The organism is Streptococcus mitis bv. 2 str. SK95, assembly GCF_000222705.1.
GTDB classification, from domain to species: Bacteria; Bacillota; Bacilli; order Lactobacillales; family Streptococcaceae; genus Streptococcus; species Streptococcus mitis_AY.
Genome location: NZ_AFUB01000015.1, coordinates 1 through 18016 on the forward strand (window position 1 = coordinate 1; position 18016 = coordinate 18016).

Here is an 18016-nt window from a genome sequence, read left to right on the forward strand (position 1 = left end):
GCTATTTTTGGATTATATGAATATATGCAACATTTCAATCTTATGGTGAATTTTGTAAAAATAGATGCAGTTAAATGGATACAAACGATGAATTTGAATAGTTTGTATTATCCCAGTTCAATATTTCTCCACTACACCTATTTTGCATATGTTTTGTTGCTAGCTTTTATTTTGGTAATTGTTATCCCATATAAGAACCAAGTGTTAAATTTAGTTTATAAAACACTTATTGCAATTTCAATTTTTTTGACCCAATCTCGTATAGTTTGGATAGCTTTTGGGGTAATTTTAATTCTTTCGTTTATACTAAATAGACATGGGATATTGACATATAGAAAGTTGAGTGTTATAGTACTTATTTTAATTATAGTAGTCTCTCTCTGCCTATATTTTGATGTGTTTGCGTTTATTTCTAATTATATAGGTTTAAGATTTTCTTCACTTTATCGTTATGGAATGGCTGACGGTTCTCTAGGTCAACGTATTGGAACTCTTAGAAATTGGGGAAATTATTTAGACTCTGATACTATAAAGGCTATTATTGGGTCAGGATTTGGTGGTGTCAATAATTACTTGAGTACTTATTCATTTTTTAATGGCTATTCTACAGCTGATTCAACAGTGACAAGTTTCCTTATTGATACTGGAGTTATTGGCTTATTTATCTTTTTATTATCTATGTTTCAGATATTAGTAATAGTGGTAAAAGGAAAAGGAATTTTTAGAGAATTGGCGTTATATACTATTGTAGCTTCTTCTATAGTTAGTTTAACAATTGATTTTTGGGCAAATTATGTTATTCTTCATATATTTTACGTGGTTATTATCTGTGCATTTATAGGAATGAGATTGACTAAGCAAGAAAAATAAAATTGGATGGGGAAATTCAAGGTTGTATGATAATGTGCAGAAGGCATATGGAATAGTTGTTTTTTAGATTTTTAATTTATTTTTTAATAAATAATTTTCTGTTTTTATCTAAAATTAAAGAAGGACAATATGACAAAAAGTATCTTATATTTTTTATCTACATCTGATATATCATCGGGAGCTACCCGGTCATTGTTACGATTAGTTTCGATAGTTGAGGATTCAGACTTTAGGGTTATTATCATTTTACCAGAACATGGAAATGTGGAAGATGAGCTTGTAAACAAAGGAATTAAATACTATGTTGTAAAACAATATATTTGGAATTATTGGATAAAATATCTCAGTCATACTAAAAATATTTTTTACTATTTGAAATTGCCGTTAAAGTATTTATTAAACAGAATATCGCTTCACAAAATCAACAGAATTATAAAAAAAGAAAAAGTTGATATTATTCATATGAATACGTTGACTTCTTTTTTAGGAGCTCAGGCAGCAATCGAACAGAGAAAAATATTAATATGGCATATAAGGGAGTTTATGGAAGAGGACTTAGGAATTGAATTTTGTAATAGAAAAAAAGCAATTGATTTAATAAATAAATCAACATGTGTAATTTCTATATCTGATTCAATTTCTAAAAAGTTTTCCAACGAAGTTTTGGTTTATAAAAAAGTCATTCATAATGGTTTATCAATTGATGACTATTTTATAGATAAAGTCGCATTTCAGAACCAAAAGATTAACATTTTATCTTCAGGTAGAATTACGCCTGGAAAAGGGCAGGTTGATTTAGTTAGAGCGATAGCTAATCTTCCTGAGAGATATAAACAGATGTTTAAAGTTGATATTATAGGAATAGTTGAAAGCGAAGAATATTTTAAAGAAATAAAAGAAGTTATTTCAAATTATAAACTTGACGGTATTGAGTTTCATGGTTTTCAATCTGATCCAACTGATTTTTTCAGAAAATGTGATATCGTATGTGTGTGTTCCAAAAAAGAAGCTTTCGGTCGTATTACAGTTGAGGGAATGTTGTCTGGAGCGTTAGTTATTGGGACAAATTCAGGTGGTACAAAAGAGATAATTTCTACAGGAGAAACAGGATATCTGTATGAACCAGGAGATTATATGCAGCTTAGTGAAATTTTAAAAACTATAATAAACAATAGGAGTTCCATCTTGGAAATTGCTTTGAGAGGACAAGAGAAGGCTACATTACGTTTTTCAGATAAAAATAATGCCATGCAGATCATGCAACTATATAAGGAACTAGAAAATTGAGTAGAAGATATAATTACTTACTAAAAAATATTGGATTACTAACTTTAAGCAACTTTGGTTCTAAAATTTTAGTCTTTTTAATGGTTCCGTTATATACAAGCGTACTATCTACATCTGATTATGGAACATATGACTTATTTAATACGACAATCTCATTGCTAATTCCAATTATTTCAATTAATATTTCTGAAGGGGTTCTTCGATTTGCATTAGATGAAAAAAATGACAGTAGTATAGTATATTCAATTGGCTGGAATATTATAATAAAAGGTTTCTTAGTTGTAGTATTAGGAATTATTTTCAATAATATCTTTAATATATTCCCATTACTTAAAGAAAATTCCATAACTTTTTTATTACTTTATTTATCAACTATTGTTTACCAATTTCTTTCTTCATTTATTAGAGGTATAGATAAAGTTTCTATATTATCAATTGCTGCTATTCTCAATACAATTTCTATATTGGGGTTTAACATTCTATTTCTTATAATTATACCTCTAGGTTTGGCTGGATATTTTTGGTCTAATATATTGGGTTTGGTGCTACCTAGTTTATACTTGATATATAAGATATCTCAATATAACATTAAGTACACTAGCCTTCAGAATAAAAAGTTACAGCAAAGACTTGTTAGTTACAGTATTCCCTTAATCTTAAATTCATTAGGTTGGTGGATTAATAATGCAATAGATAGATACGTAGTTATTGCATTTTGTGGTGTAGCGGTGAATGGCATTTATTCAGTTGGTTATAAAATCCCATCAATTTTAAATATTTTTGCAAATATATTTAACCAAGCGTGGATATTATCATCTGTAAAGTCTTATCGTGATGAAGATAGCGAATATTTCTTTTCTCAAGTTTATAATAAGTATAACATGATTATGGTATTAATTTCCGGGCTACTAATTTCTTGTAGTAAAATACTTGCTAAGTTTCTATATATGAATGAATTTTATGATGCTTGGAAGTTTGTTCCGTTTTTACTAATTGCAAATGTTTTTGGAGCTATTTCAGGATTTGCTGGTGGAATTTTTTCCGCGGTTAAAGATTCAAAAATATATAGTCAGTCAACCTTAGTAGGAGCGATAGTGAATATTATTTTCACATTTGTTTTTGTATATTATTATGGAGCTATAGGTGCTGCTATTGCCACTATGATATCTTACTTTGTTGTTTGGATAATACGTGTTCATACAATGAGAAAATATATAAAGTTAAAAATTTTTATTAGAAGAGATGTATTTTCCTATGTATTGCTTATTTTTCAGTCAATAGTCTTATGGTTGGAAAATAGTTATGTTCTTTATCCTATACAAGTTGTGCTATTCTTACTATTAGTTATGTTATTTTATAAAGAAATAAAGAGTATTATTGGTGAATTAAAAAAGTTTCTAACACAAGAACCATAAGTACGAGTATTGAAAGGAGAAAAATGTGAAAATAGCAGTAGCAGGTACGGGATATGTTGGTCTATCCATTGCGGTTTTATTGTCTCAGCAACATCAAGTAATGGCGGTGGACATTATTCCTGAGAAGGTCGAATTAATTAATCAAAGAAAGTCACCTATTCAAGATGACTACATAGAGAAATATCTGGCAGAAAAAGAGTTAAACTTAGTTGCTACACTAAATGCAGAAGAAGCTTATCAGGATGCAGATTTTGTTGTGATTGCAGCTCCAACTAATTATGATCCGAAAAAGAATTTCTTTGATACATCTGCCGTAGAGTCTGTTATTGAAACAGTACTGAGATATAATCCTGAGGCAATCATGGTGATTAAAAGTACGGTTCCGGTGGGCTATACAGAGTCAGTACGAAAGAAATTTCAGACTGAAAATATCTTGTTTAGCCCTGAGTTTTTGCGGGAGTCGAAAGCGCTTTATGACAATTTGTATCCGAGTCGAATTATTTTAGGAACAGATAAAAATAATGAGCGCTTGGTAAGTGCTGCCGAAACTTTCGCAGGACTTCTTCAAGAAGGAGCTTTACAAGAAAATATTGATACATTGTATATGGGCTTTACAGAAGCTGAAGCAGTAAAGCTTTTTGCGAATACTTATCTTGCTCTGCGTGTTTCTTATTTTAATGAGCTGGATACTTATTCTGAGATGAAGGGGCTAGATACTCAAGCTATTATTGAAGGGGTTTGCTTAGATCCACGGATTGGTTCTCACTATAACAATCCTTCCTTCGGCTACGGCGGTTATTGTCTTCCTAAAGACACCAAGCAACTTCTTGCCAACTATGAAGATATACCAGAAGAACTTATAGGAGCCATAGTACGGAGCAATTCGACACGTAAGGACTTTATTGCTGATCAGGTTCTTAAGATGGTAGATTATTATGATTATTCAGTCCATAATATTTTCGATGAGAGAGTAGAAAAAGATATTATTATTGGCATCTATAGATTGACCATGAAGAGTAATAGCGATAATTTTCGTCAAAGCTCTATTCAAGGTATTATGAAACGTATAAAAGCTAAGGGAGTAAGAGTAGTTATTTATGAACCCACTTTAGAAAGCGGGAGTACATTTTTTGGAAGTTCCGTTATCAATGATTTAGATGAATTCAAACGACTGAGTAGTGCCATTGTTGCTAATCGCTATGATAACTCATTAGAAGATGTCAAGGAAAAAGTCTATACACGTGATATTTTTGAAAGAGATTAATTTAGTATAATAAAAATGGAAAAAATAATTGTTAGAAGCGGTCCATACTGAGAAGCAATGGGGACGCTCAGCGACAAAACTTCCTCCATTTATCATTAAACGCCTTCCAGTTCGTTTAACCTTTGATAATAATTATTTTAACGACCGTTATCAAGTGATTCCTATTGTGGATACAATGTGATTACTGAAAATATACTTAAAGACGTAGAAGTTGAGCTAGGAGTGGATTGCTTTGACTATCGTGAAGAGCTGGAAGCATCTGCTAACAAAGTTGCTTTTACAGGAATGATTGACCAGTATTTTGATTATAAGCATGGTGAGCTAGAGTATCGCAGTTTACGTTTTAAGCACGAAGTGCTTGATGAGGAAAATCACCAAGGAAATGCTGTAGTGAACTATACAGATCGTGAGATTCCTTATACTCGTATCATTGAGCATAAAAAATTTGAGTATGGTCTGCAGCCTAAGACAGTCATCACGTGTGAATATCCAGCTGACTGGAAACGTGGAGATGAACCATATTATCCAATTAATGATGAGAAAAATAATGCTATCTTTTCTAAATACCACGAAGAAGCTTCACAGAATGATAAGGTTATCTTCTGTGGACGTTTAGCAGATTATAAATATTAGTGGTGATTGAACGGATACTTAGTGTAGTAGAGGAAGAATTTAGTAATTAAAAAACAACGAAGAAAGGTTATTCCATTATGAAAGGTATTATTCTTGCAGGTGGCTCAGGTACTCGACTGTACCCTCTTACACGAGCTGCATCAAAACAGCTGATGCCGGTTTATGATAAACCCATGATTTACTATCCTTTGTCAACTTTAATGTTGGCTGGGATTAAGGACATTTTAATTATCTCAACACCACAGGATTTGCCCCGTTTTAAGGACCTGCTCTTGGATGGTTCCGAATTTGGGATTAAGCTTTCCTATGCGGAACAGCCTAGTCCAGATGGACTTGCCCAGGCCTTTCTTATCGGTGAAGAATTTATCGGTGACAATAGCGTTGCCTTGATTTTAGGCGACAATATCTACCATGGTCCTGGTTTGAGCACAATGCTTCAAAAAGCAGCTAAGAAAGAAAAAGGTGCTACTGTTTTTGGTTACCAAGTGAAGGACCCAGAGCGTTTTGGTGTAGTCGAGTTTGATGAAGACTTGAATGCCATTTCCATAGAAGAAAAACCGGAGCATCCTCGCTCCAACTATGCTGTGACAGGTCTTTATTTCTATGACAATGACGTTGTGGAGATTGCCAAACAGATCAAACCCAGTGCTCGTGGAGAGTTGGAAATCACAGATGTCAACAATGCTTATTTGAAGCGTGGGGATTTGTCTGTTGAGGTTATGGGGCGTGGTTTTGCCTGGTTGGATACAGGAACACATGAGAGCTTGTTAGAGGCCTCACAATATATCGAAACGGTTCAACGGATGCAAAATGTTCAGGTTGCCAATCTGGAAGAAATTGCTTATCGAATGGGTTATATCAGCCGTGAAGATGTACTGAAGTTGGCGCAACCTCTTAAGAAAAATGAATACGGACAGTACTTGCTCCGTTTGATTGGAGAAATCTAGATGACAGATAATTTTTTCGGAAAAATACTTGCGGTGCGTAAAATTGATACCATTCCAGGTATGTTAGAGTTTGATATTCCAGTTCATGGTGACAATCGTGGCTGGTTTAAGGAAAATTTCCAGAAGGAAAAGATGGTGCCACTTGGCTTTCCTGAAAGCTTCTTTGCTGAAGGGAAACTGCAAAATAACGTCAGCTTTTCTCGCAAAAATGTTCTTCGAGGCCTCCATGCTGAGCCTTGGGACAAGTATATCTCTGTTGCAGATAATGGGAAGGTTCTAGGATCATGGGTTGATTTGCGTGAGGGTGAAACTTTTGGGAATGTTTACCAGACAGAGATTGACGCTAGTAAGGGAATCTTTGTTCCTCGTGGCGTAGCCAATGGATTTCAAGTCCTATCTGATACAGTTTCTTATAGCTATCTGGTTAATGACTATTGGGCGCTTGAACTCAAACCTAAGTATGCCTTTGTTAACTACTCTGACCCAGAATTAGGAATTGAGTGGGAAAATCTGGAAGAAGCAGAGGTATCTGAAGCGGACAAACATCATCCCCTACTTAAGGACGTGAAGCCTTTGAAAAAAGAAGATTTGGAATAAGGAAATAATATGACTAAATATAAAAACATCATCGTGACAGGTGGGGCTGGTTTTATTGGCTCTAACTTTGTCCACTATGTTCACAATAACTTTCCAGATGTGCATGTGACAGTGCTGGACAAGCTGACTTACGCGGGTAATCGTGCCAATATTGAAGAGATTTTAGGCGATCGTGTTGAGTTAGTTGTTGGAGATATTGCTGATGCTGAGTTGGTGGACAAGCTGGCATCTGAATCTGATGCTATCGTTCACTATGCGGCAGAAAGCCACAATGATAATTCGCTCAATGATCCGAGTCCATTTATCCACACCAACTTCATCGGAACTTACACACTTTTAGAAGCGGCTCGTAAATATGACATTCGTTTCCACCATGTATCGACTGACGAAGTCTATGGTGACCTGCCTCTGCGTGAAGATTTGCCAGGTCATGGGGAAGGTCCAGGTGAGAAATTTACCGCTGAAACCAAGTACAATCCAAGCTCGCCTTACTCATCAACCAAGGCAGCTTCAGACTTGATTGTCAAAGCTTGGGTACGCTCATTTGGCGTTAAAGCGACTATTTCTAACTGTTCAAACAACTACGGACCTTACCAGCATATTGAAAAATTTATCCCACGTCAGATTACTAATATCCTGAGTGGCATTAAGCCAAAACTCTATGGTGAAGGCAAGAACGTCCGTGACTGGATTCATACTAATGACCATTCATCAGGCGTTTGGACGATTCTGACCAAGGGTCAAATCGGTGAAACTTACTTGATCGGTGCGGACGGTGAGAAGAACAATAAGGAAGTGTTGGAACTCATCCTCAAGGAGATGGGGCAACCTGCTGACGCTTATGACCATGTGACCGATCGAGTTGGTCACGACCTTCGTTATGCCATCGATGCTAGCAAGCTCCGTGATGAACTAGGATGGAAGCCAGAGTTTACCAACTTTGAAGCAGGTCTCAAAGAGACCATCAAGTGGTACACAGATAACCAAGACTGGTGGAAATCTGAAAAAGAAGCAGTAGAGGCTAACTATGCTAAAACGCAACAAGTGATTAAATAATCAGATACTAAAAAAGCAAGAGAACTCGAGGTCTCTTGCTTTTTATGTATGTAGTAAGCTTTTATTTTCTTACTTCTTGTTTATAAAACTCTTTAAGGGCATCTTGCCAGGTTGGGATGACGAAACCTGTCGCCTTGGCTTTGGATAGGCTCATGGTTGAGTTGAGGGGGCGTTTAGCTTTAGCAGGGAACTTGCTAGAGTCTACTGGCACTACTTCAACATCACTGTCCTTAAGAATCTCGACAGCAAAGTCATACCAAGTGGTGTCCTCGGCTGCGTCATTTGATAAGTGGTAGTAGCCATACTCTTTTTGATTTTCAGTCAAGTAGGTCATGAATTCGGCCAGTGTACGTGTCCAAGTTGGGCGACCGTGTTGGTCGTTGACAACGGTGAGAGTTTTATGTGTTTTGGCTAGGCTTTGCATGGTAAAGACAAAGTTTTTTCCATAATTTCCAAAAACCCAAGCAGTACGAATGATGTAATGCTGTGACGTAAGGGTTTCAACAAGTTCTTCTCCCATTCGCTTGGTACGTCCGTATTCTGTCTGTGGATCAGGTAGGTCATCGACTTCCCACTCTTGTCCGATAGGTTTCTTTCCATCAAAGACGTAGTCTGTTGAGATGTAGACGAGAGTAGCTCCGTATTTCTCAGAGGCCTTGGCTACATTTTCAGTTCCAGTTACGTTGATGGCAAAATCCAGTTCTTTCCCCTCATCTTCGGCTGCATCAACAGCAGTGTAGGCTGCACAATGATAGACTAGAGTTGGCTTAACCTCAGCAAATACTTTTTCAACCATTTCAGAATTAGTGATATCCATTTCGGCCACATCCACTGCAACATAGTCTACATTTCGTTCATCTAGCAGATAACGTAGTTCTGTGCCGAGTTGACCATTGGCACCTGTAATTAAGATCATATCTTTCTCCTTGATTGTTCTTATACTTAATTATATCAAAAATATAGAAAAATCGGTTTTTAGTGAAACCTTTTTCGGTATAAACTTTGTTAGTGATGCGCAAGAGAGACGAATAGTTATTACTTTAGAATATCCTTAAAAGTATTTTTCAGAATATACCAAACTAACACAAAAATTCTGAAAATTCTGTTGACATCTTTCTGAAAAGGTTCTATAATAGATAGAAAGTTTTAAAGGAGAAAATGATGAAAAGTTCAAAACTATTTGCTCTTGCGGGCGTGACATTATTGGCGGCGACTACTTTAGCTGCATGCTCTGGATCAGGTTCGAGCGCTAAAGGAGAGAAGACATTCTCATATATCTATGAAACAGACCCAGATAATCTCAACTACTTAACAACTGGTAAGGCTGCAACTGCTGACATTACTAGTAATGTGATTGATGGATTGCTTGAAAATGACCGCTATGGTAACTTTGTGCCATCTATGGCTGAGGATTGGTCTGTATCCAAGGATGGATTGACTTACACTTATACTATCCGTAAGGATGCAAAATGGTATACTTCTGAAGGTGAAGAATACGCGGCAGTCAAAGCTCAAGACTTTGTAACAGGACTTAAATATGCTGCTGATAAAAAATCTGATGGTCTTTATTTAGTTCAAGAATCGATCAAAGGATTGGACGCCTATGTAAAAGGGGAAATCAAAGATTTCTCACAAGTAGGAATTAAGGCTCTGGATGATCAGACAGTTCAGTACACTTTGAACAAACCAGAAAGCTTCTGGAATTCTAAGACAACGATGGGTGTAATGGCACCAGTTAATGAAGAGTTCTTAAACTCTAAAGGGGATGATTTCGCTAAAGGAACAGATCCAAGTAGCATCCTATACAATGGACCATTCTTGCTCAAATCTATCGTAGCTAAATCTTCTGTTGAGTTTGAAAAAAATCCAAACTACTGGGATAAGGACAATGTTCATCTTGATAAGGTTAAATTATCATTCTGGGATGGTCAAGATACCAACAAACCGACTGAAGCCTTCAAGGATGGAAGTTTCACTATGGCCCGTCTCTTCCCAACAAGCGCTAGCTACCCAGAGACTGAAAAAGCATTTAAAGATAATATTGTTTACACACAACAAGATTCTACTACTTATTTAGTAGGTACTAATATTGATCGCCAGTCTTATAAGTATACTTCTAAGACAACGGATGAAGAAAAAACATCAACCAAGAAAGCTCTTCTAAACAAAGATTTCCGTCAAGCTCTTGCCTTTGGTTTTGATAGAACCGCCTATGCCTCTCAAGTAAACGGTGCAAGTGGTGCGACTAAACTGCTTCGTAACTTGTTTGTCCCACCTACATTTGTTCAAGCAGATGGCAAAAACTTTGGTGAGTTGGTCAAAGAAAAATTGGTGACTTATGGAGACGAGTGGAAGGATGTAAATTTAGCTGATGCCCAAGATGGACTCTATAACGCAGATAAGGCCAAAGCAGAATTTGCCAAAGCTAAGACAGCTCTTCAAGCAGAAGGTGTGAAATTCCCAATCCACTTGGATATGCCAGTAGACCAAACAAACACGACGAAAGTCCAACGTGTTCAATCCTTCAAACAATCGCTTGAAGCTACTCTAGGGTCAGAGAACGTCGTTGTCGATATCCAACAACTTCAAAAAGATGATGTCTTGAATATCACTTACTTTGCTGAAACTGCAGCTGGAGAAGACTGGGATATCTCAGATAACGTGGGATGGTCTCCAGACTTTGCAGACCCATCTACTTACCTTGATATCATCAAGCCATCTGTCGGAGAAAATACAAAGACTTACCTAGGATTTGACTCTGGAACAAACAACGCTGCGGCTAAGCAGGTTGGTTTGGAAGATTATGAAAAGATGGTTGTGGAAGCTGGGGAAGAAACTACTGACGTTTCAAAACGTTATGAGAAATATGCTGCTGCCCAAGCTTGGTTGACAGATAGTGCATTGATCATCCCAACAACTTCTAAAACTGGTCGTCCAATGTTGTCTAAGATGGTACCATTTACGCTTCCGTTTGCATACTCTGGTAACAAGGGTACGAGCGAAGCCCTCTTGTATAAATACCTTGATGTACAAGATAAACCAGTGACAGCAGAAGAATATCAAAAAGCCCAAGAAAAATGGATGAAAGAAAAAGAAGAGTCAAATAAAAAGGCTCAAGAAGATCTTGTAAAACATGTGAAATAACTGTTGTAAAATATAAGAAAGGATTTAGTATTTCTCTTGAATGCTGAATCCTTTTTTACATTTGTAAAGAAAGATTCTAAATTTGGAGCCTATTTTCTCAGAATAGAGAAAATTTTCGTTAATTTTACTTGTTTCCTATTGCTTTCTCAGCCATTATTTGTTATATTAAAAGCGTAATTATTTTTATTTATCAGGGTTAAGCATTGCACTTTCAGAGGAAGGAGTATTTTTTAAAAAAAGAATGTAAACGCTTACTCAAAAATGAAAGGATTTAGGAGTTCATGGATAAACGATTTTTTGAAAAACGCTGTAAATTTAGTATTCGGAAATTTTCATTAGGTGTTGCTTCTGTTATGATTGGGGCTGCATTCTTTGGGACAAGTACAGTTCTTGCAGATAGCGTGCAGTCTGGCTCCACAGCGAATTTACCAGCGGATCTAGCTGCTGCTCTTGCAACAGCAAAAGAGAATGATGGGCGTGATTTTGAAGCGCCAAAGGCGGGAGAAGACCAAGGGTCTCCAGAAGTTACGGATGGACCTAAGACAGAAGAAGAACTATTAGCACTTGAAAAAGAAAAACCAGCTAGTTCAGATAAGTTACCAGAAGGCTTAGAGGGCAAATTAGATAAGGCTGAAGATAAAGGGAAAGAAGTTGACAAGGATCAATTAGCTAAGGATACTGAGAATCTCGTTCCAGAAGATGTAGCTAAAACCAAGAATGGTGAATTAAACTACGGAGCAACTGTCAAAATCAAGACACCATCAGGTGAAGGTAGTGGGATTGTCATTGGCGAAAATCTTGTTTTAACTGTTTCACATAACTTTATAAAAGACGTTCCAGATGGCAATAATCGTAAAGTCGTTGACAATGATAAGGGGGATGGGGATATCTATAGCATTTCCTATCCAGGACTACCAGATGTTAAATTTAGTAAAAAAGACATTATTCATTGGGATCGTGAAGGTTTCCTAAAAGGCTACAAGAATGATTTAGCCCTTGTGAGATTACGCACAGTTCTCGAAAATACGCCTGTTGAAGTAACCAAAAAGCCAGTAGTTAAGAAAATCGGAGATAAACTTCATGTCTTTGGTTATCCAGAAGGGGAATTGGCTCCGATTGTCAACACTACAGTTGATTTTGCAGAACCATATGGAGAAGGTGTCCAAGGAATCGGTTATCAAGGAGGAAAACCAGGTGCTAGTGGCGGTGGTATCTTTGATACAGAAGGAAAACTCGTCGGTGTTCATCAAAATGGAGTTGTTGGCCAACGTAGTGGTGGTATTCTCTTCTCACCTGCTCAATTGAAATGGATCCAAGATCACATGAAGGGAATTTCAAGTGTCAAACCAGCAGACTTGGAAGAGAAAGAAAAACCAGCTGAAGACAAACCAAAAGAGGACAAACCAGCTGCTAAACCTGAAACACCTGAAAAAGTGACAGCTGAATGGCAAACGGTAGAGAAAAAAGAACAACAGGGAACAGTCACTATCCGAGAAGAAAAAGGTGTCCGCTACAACCAACTATCCTCAACTGCACAGAACGACAATGGCGATAAACCAGCCTTGTTTGAAAAACAAGGATTGACCGTTGATGCGAATGGAAATGCGACTGTTGATCTAACCTTCAAAGATGATTCTGAAAAGGGCAAATCACGCTTTGGTGTCTTCTTGAAATTTAAAGACACCAAGAACAATGTTTTTGTTGGTTATGACAAGGACGGCTGGTTCTGGGAGTATAAATCTCCAACCGATAGCACCTGGTATAAGGGCAACCGTGTAGCAGCACCAGAATCAGGTTCTGTAAACCGTCTTTCTATCACTCTCAAGTCAGATGGTCAGCTCAATGCAACGAATAATGATGTGAAGCTCTTTGATACAGTAACTCTACCAGCTGCGGTCAATGACCATCTTAAAAATGAGAAGAAAATTCTTCTCAAGGCGGGCTCCTATGGTGATGAGCGAACAGTTGTTAGTGTTAAGACGGATAACCAAGAGGGGGTAAAAACAGAGGATACCCCTGCTGAAAAAGAAACAGGTCCTGAAGTTGATGATAGCAAGGTGACTTATGACACGATTCAGTCTAAGGTCCTCAAAGCAGTGATTGACCAAGCCTTCCCACGTATTAAAGAATACAGTTTGAACGGGCATACCTTGCCAGGACAAGTCCAACAATTCAATAAAGTCTTTATCAACAAACACGAAGTCACACCTGAAGTTACCTACAAAAAAATCAATGAGACAACAGCAGAGTACTTGATGAAGCTTCGCGATGATGCTAATCTTATCAATGCAGAAATGACGGTTCGTTTGCAAGTTGTTGATAATCAGTTGCACTTTGATGTGACCAAGATTGTCAACCACAATCAAGTTACTCCAGGTCAAAAGATTGATGACGAAAGAAAACTACTTTCTTCTATTAGTTTCCTTGGCAATGCTTTAGTATCTGTTTCAAGTGACCAAGCGGGTGCTAAGTTTGATGGGGCAACTATGTCAAACAATACCCATGTCAGCGGAGATGATCATATCGATGTAACCAATCCAATGAAAGACTTGGCCAAGGGTTACATGTATGGCTTTGTTTCTACAGATAAGCTTGCTGCTGGTGTTTGGAGCAACTCTCAAAACAGCTACGGTGGAGGTTCTTATGACTGGACTCGTTTGACAGCTTATAAAGAAACCGTTGGAAATGCCAACTATGTAGGAATCCACAGCTCTGAATGGCAATGGGAAAAAGCTTATAAGGGCATTGTTTTCCCAGAATACACGAAGGAACTTCCAAGTGCTAAGGTTGTTATCACTGAAGATGCCAACGCAGACAACAAAGTCGACTGGCAGGATGGTGCCATTGCTTATCGTAGCATCATGAACAACCCTCAAGGTTGGGAAAAAGTTAAGGATATTACAGCTTATCGTATCGCGATGAACTTTGGCTCACAAGCACAAAACCCATTCCTTATGACCTTGGATGGTATCAAGAAGATCAATCTCCATACAGATGGTCTAGGACAAGGTGTTCTCCTTAAAGGATATGGTAGCGAAGGCCATGACTCTGGTCACTTGAACTATGCTGATATTGGTAAGCGTATCGGTGGTGTTGAAGACTTTAAGACCCTAATTGAGAAGGCTAAGAAATATGGAGCTCATCTAGGTATCCACGTTAACGCTTCAGAAACTTATCCTGAGTCTAAGTACTTCAATGAAAAAATTCTTCGTAAGAATCCAGATGGAAGCTATAGCTATGGCTGGAATTGGCTAGATCAAGGTATCAACATTGATGCTGCCTATGACCTAGCCCATGGTCGTTTGGCACGTTGGGAAGATTTGAAGAAAAAACTTGGTGAAGGCCTCGACTTTATCTATGTGGACGTTTGGGGTAATGGTCAATCTGGTGACAACGGTGCTTGGGCTACCCACGTTCTTGCTAAAGAAATTAACAAACAAGGCTGGCGCTTTGCGATCGAGTGGGGACACGGTGGTGAGTACGACTCTACCTTCCATCACTGGGCAGCTGACTTGACCTATGGTGGCTACACCAATAAAGGTATCAACAGTGCCATCACGCGCTTTATCCGTAACCACCAAAAAGATGCTTGGGTAGGGGACTACAGAAGTTACGGTGGTGCAGCAGATTACCCACTTCTAGGTGGCTACAGCATGAAAGACTTTGAAGGATGGCAAGGACGGAGTGATTACAATGGCTATGTAACCAACTTGTTTGCCCATGATGTCATGACTAAGTATTTCCAACACTTCACTGTAAGCAAATGGGAAAATGGTACACCGGTGACTATGACCGATAACGGTAGCACCTATAAATGGACTCCAGAAATGAAGGTTGAGCTAGTCGATGCTGCAGGTAACAAAGTGGTTGTGACTCGTAAGTCAAATGATGTCAATAGCCCGCAATATCGCGAACGTACAGTAACGCTCAACGGACGTGTCATCCAAGATGGCTCAGCTTACTTGACTCCTTGGAACTGGGATGCAAATGGTAAGAAACTTCCTACTGATAAGGAAAAAATGTACTACTTCAATACGCAAGCTGGTGCAACAACTTGGACACTTCCAAGCGATTGGGCAAATAGCAAGGTTTACCTTTACAAGCTAACTGACCAAGGTAAGACAGAAGAGCAAGAACTAACTGTAAAAGATGGCAAGATTACCCTAGACCTTCTAGCAAATCAACCATACGTTCTCTACCGTTCAAAACAAACCAATCCTGAAATGTCATGGAGCGAAGGCATGCATATCTATGACCAAGGATTTAACAGTGGAACCTTGAAACACTGGACCATTTCTGGTGATGCTTCTAAGGCAGAAATTGTCAAATCACAAGGCGCAAATGAAATGCTTCGTATCCAAGGCAATAAGAGCAAGGTCAGCCTTACTCAGAAACTGACTGGCTTGAAACCAAATACCAAGTATGCTGTTTATGTCGGTGTTGATAACCGTAGTAATGCTAAGGCAAGTATCACAGTGAATACTGGCGAGAAAGAAGTGACTACTTATACCAATAAGTCACTCGCTCTCAACTATATCAAAGCATACGCTCATAACAATCGCCGTGACAATGCTACAGTTGACGATACAAGTTACTTCCAAAACATGTACGCCTTCTTTACAACAGGATCGGACGTATCAAATGTTACTTTGACATTGAGTCGTGAAGCTGGTGATGAAGCAACTTACTTTGATGAAATTCGTACCTTTGAAAACAATTCAAGCATGTACGGAGACAAGCATGATACAGGTCAAGGAACCTTCAAACAAGACTTTGAAAATGTTGCTCAAGGAATCTTCCCATTTGTAGTAGGTGGTGTCGAAGGTGTTGAAGATAACCGCACTCACTTGTCTGAAAAACACGATCCATATACACAGCGTGGTTGGAATGGTAAGAAAGTCGATGATGTTATCGAAGGAAATTGGTCATTGAAGACAAATGGACTAGTGAGCCGTCGTAACTTGGTTTACCAAACTATTCCACAAAACTTCCGTTTTGAAGCTGGTAAAACTTATCGTGTAACCTTTGAATACGAAGCAGGCTCTGACAATACCTATGCCTTTGTAGTCGGTAAGGGAGAATTCCAGTCAGGTCGTCGTGGTAGTCAAGCAAGCAACTTGGAAATGCATGAATTGCCAAATACTTGGACGGATTCTAAGAAAGCCAAGAAGGTAACCTTCCTTGTGACAGGTGCAGAAACAGGCGATACTTGGGTAGGTATCTACTCAACTGGAAACGCAAGCAATACTCGTGGAGATGCTGGCGGAAATGCCAACTTCCGTGGTTACAACGACTTCATGATGGATAATCTTCACATCGAGGAAATTACCCTAACAGGTAAGATGTTGACAGAAAATGCTTTGAAGAACTACTTGCCAACTGTAGCCATGACCAACTACACGAAAGAGTCTATGGATGCCTTGAAGGAGGCGGTCTTTAACCTCAGTCAGGCAGATGATGATATCAGTGTGGAAGAAGCGCGTGCAGAGATTGCCAAGATTGAGGCCTTGAAGAATGCTTTGGTTCAGAAGAAGACAGCTTTGGTAGCAGAAGACTTTGAAAGTTTGGATGCGCCAGCTCAACCAGGTGAAGGTCTTGAGAACGCCTTTGATGGTAATGTGTCTAGTCTATGGCATACATCTTGGAATGGTGGAGATGTAGGCAAGCCTGCAACCATGGTATTGAAAGAACCAACTGAAATCACAGGACTTCGTTATGTTCCACGTGGCTCAGGATCGAATGGTAACTTGCGTGATGTGAAACTGGTTGTAACAGATGAGTCTGGCAAGGAGCATACTTTCACTGCGACGGACTGGCCTGATAACAATAAGCCGAAAGATATTAACTTTGGTAAGACAATCAAGGCTAAGAAAATTGTCCTTACGGGTACCAAAACATACGGAGATGGTGGAGATAAATACCAATCTGCAGCGGAACTCATCTTTAACCGTCCACAGGTAGCAGAAACACCGCTTGACATGTCTGCTTATGAAGCGGCTTTAGCTAATGCTCAAAAATTGACAGACAAAGAAAATCAAGAGGAAGTAGCTAGTGTTCAGGCAAGCATGAAATATGCGACGGATAACCATCTCTTGACGGAAAGAATGGTGAAATACTTTGCAGATTATCTCAATCAATTAAAAGATTCTGCTCCGAAACCAGACGCTCCTACAAGTAGCAAGGGTGAAGAGCAACCTCCAGTTCTTGAAGTCCCTGAATTCAAAGGCGGCGTCAATGCAGCAGAAGCAGCTGTTCATGAAGTCCCTGAGTTCAAGGGCGGCGTTAATGCGGTTGAAGCAGCTGTACATGAAGTCCCTGAGTTCAAGGGCGGCGTCAATGCAGCAGAAGCAGCTGTTCATGAAGTCCCTGAGTTCAAGGGCGGAGTTAATGCGGTTGAAGCAGCTGTTCATGACCTACCTGAGTTCATGGGAGGAGTCAATGCAGTTGAAGCCTTGGTACACGAATTGCCAGAATACAAAGGTGGAGCCAATGGAGTTGAGCCAGCCGTACATGAAAAACCAGAGTACACAAGCCCACTAGGTACAGCAGGTGATGAACCAGCACCAACTGTTGAGAAACCAGAGTATAAGTTGACACCAGCTCCACTAGCTGATACAAAGACATCAGAAATCAAAGATACTCTGAAAAATGAAGAAAGCAAAAAGACACTCCCAGAAACAGGAGAAGACCAGTCTGATACAGCCCTCTTCCTAGCAGGAATCAGCCTAGCATTGTCAGCCGCCCTCTTTGCTATTAACAGTAAAAAAGAATAGATATTTATTCCACAACTACATTGTTTGGAT

The 18016-nt window shown here is 38.6% G+C and carries 10 protein-coding genes and 1 pseudogene; 10 read left to right on the top strand and 1 reads right to left on the bottom strand.

Features of this window, described 5'->3' with window-relative positions:
* The 8 genes and pseudogenes from HMPREF9965_RS04625 to rfbB form a co-directional block, all read left to right on the top strand.
* Nucleotides 1-870: O-antigen ligase family protein (locus tag HMPREF9965_RS04625; RefSeq protein ID WP_000518810.1), on the top strand; the 870-nt coding region annotated here is incomplete at its 5' end.
* A 129-nt stretch (nt 871-999) separates the two neighbouring features.
* Entirely contained in the window at nt 1000-2157 is a 1158-nt protein-coding gene (locus HMPREF9965_RS04630) for a glycosyltransferase (protein ID WP_000167409.1), read from the top strand.
* Nucleotides 2154-3572: a lipopolysaccharide biosynthesis protein gene (locus tag HMPREF9965_RS04635; protein WP_000091275.1), complete on the top strand. Its 1419-nt coding sequence runs from the start codon at nt 2154-2156 to the stop codon at nt 3570-3572. The genes HMPREF9965_RS04630 and HMPREF9965_RS04635 overlap by 4 nt, the downstream gene beginning before the upstream one ends.
* Nucleotides 3573-3597: 25 nt before the next feature.
* Complete coding sequence (locus HMPREF9965_RS04640; protein ID WP_000685094.1) at nt 3598-4836, top strand: nucleotide sugar dehydrogenase; 1239 nt, start codon at nt 3598-3600, stop codon at nt 4834-4836.
* Between the two features lie 43 nt (nt 4837-4879).
* A pseudogene (locus tag HMPREF9965_RS04645) lies at nt 4880-5519 on the top strand (UDP-galactopyranose mutase); the annotation flags it as partial.
* A 27-nt stretch (nt 5520-5546) separates the two neighbouring features.
* Complete coding sequence (gene rfbA / locus HMPREF9965_RS04650) at nt 5547-6416, top strand: glucose-1-phosphate thymidylyltransferase RfbA (RefSeq protein WP_000676132.1); 870 nt, start codon at nt 5547-5549, stop codon at nt 6414-6416.
* Nucleotides 6417-7013 carry a dTDP-4-dehydrorhamnose 3,5-epimerase family protein gene (locus tag HMPREF9965_RS04655; protein WP_000131448.1) on the top strand — a complete coding sequence of 199 codons (597 nt, stop codon included), beginning with the start codon at nt 6417-6419 and terminating at the stop codon, nt 7011-7013.
* A 9-nt stretch (nt 7014-7022) separates the two neighbouring features.
* Nucleotides 7023-8069, top strand: a complete 1047-nt coding sequence (gene rfbB, locus HMPREF9965_RS04660) for a dTDP-glucose 4,6-dehydratase (RefSeq protein ID WP_000170497.1) — start codon at nt 7023-7025, stop codon at nt 8067-8069.
* Nucleotides 8070-8130: 61 nt separating this feature from the next.
* On the opposite strand, the gene rfbD is transcribed toward rfbB, so the two are convergent.
* Entirely contained in the window at nt 8131-8985 is an 855-nt protein-coding gene (gene rfbD / locus HMPREF9965_RS04665) for a dTDP-4-dehydrorhamnose reductase (protein WP_000600919.1), read from the bottom strand.
* Between the two features lie 245 nt (nt 8986-9230).
* Between rfbD and HMPREF9965_RS04670 the strand changes: the two genes are divergently transcribed.
* Together HMPREF9965_RS04670 and HMPREF9965_RS04675 are read left to right on the top strand one after the other, a co-directional pair.
* On the top strand, nt 9231-11213 hold the full coding sequence (locus HMPREF9965_RS04670) for a peptide ABC transporter substrate-binding protein (RefSeq protein ID WP_000842565.1): 1983 nt from the start codon (nt 9231-9233) through the stop codon (nt 11211-11213).
* Nucleotides 11214-11494: 281 nt separating this feature from the next.
* Nucleotides 11495-17986, top strand: coding sequence for a SpGH101 family endo-alpha-N-acetylgalactosaminidase (locus tag HMPREF9965_RS04675; protein ID WP_000361140.1), 6492 nt, complete (start codon nt 11495-11497; stop codon nt 17984-17986).
* The last annotated feature ends 30 nt before the right edge of the window (nt 17987-18016 follow it).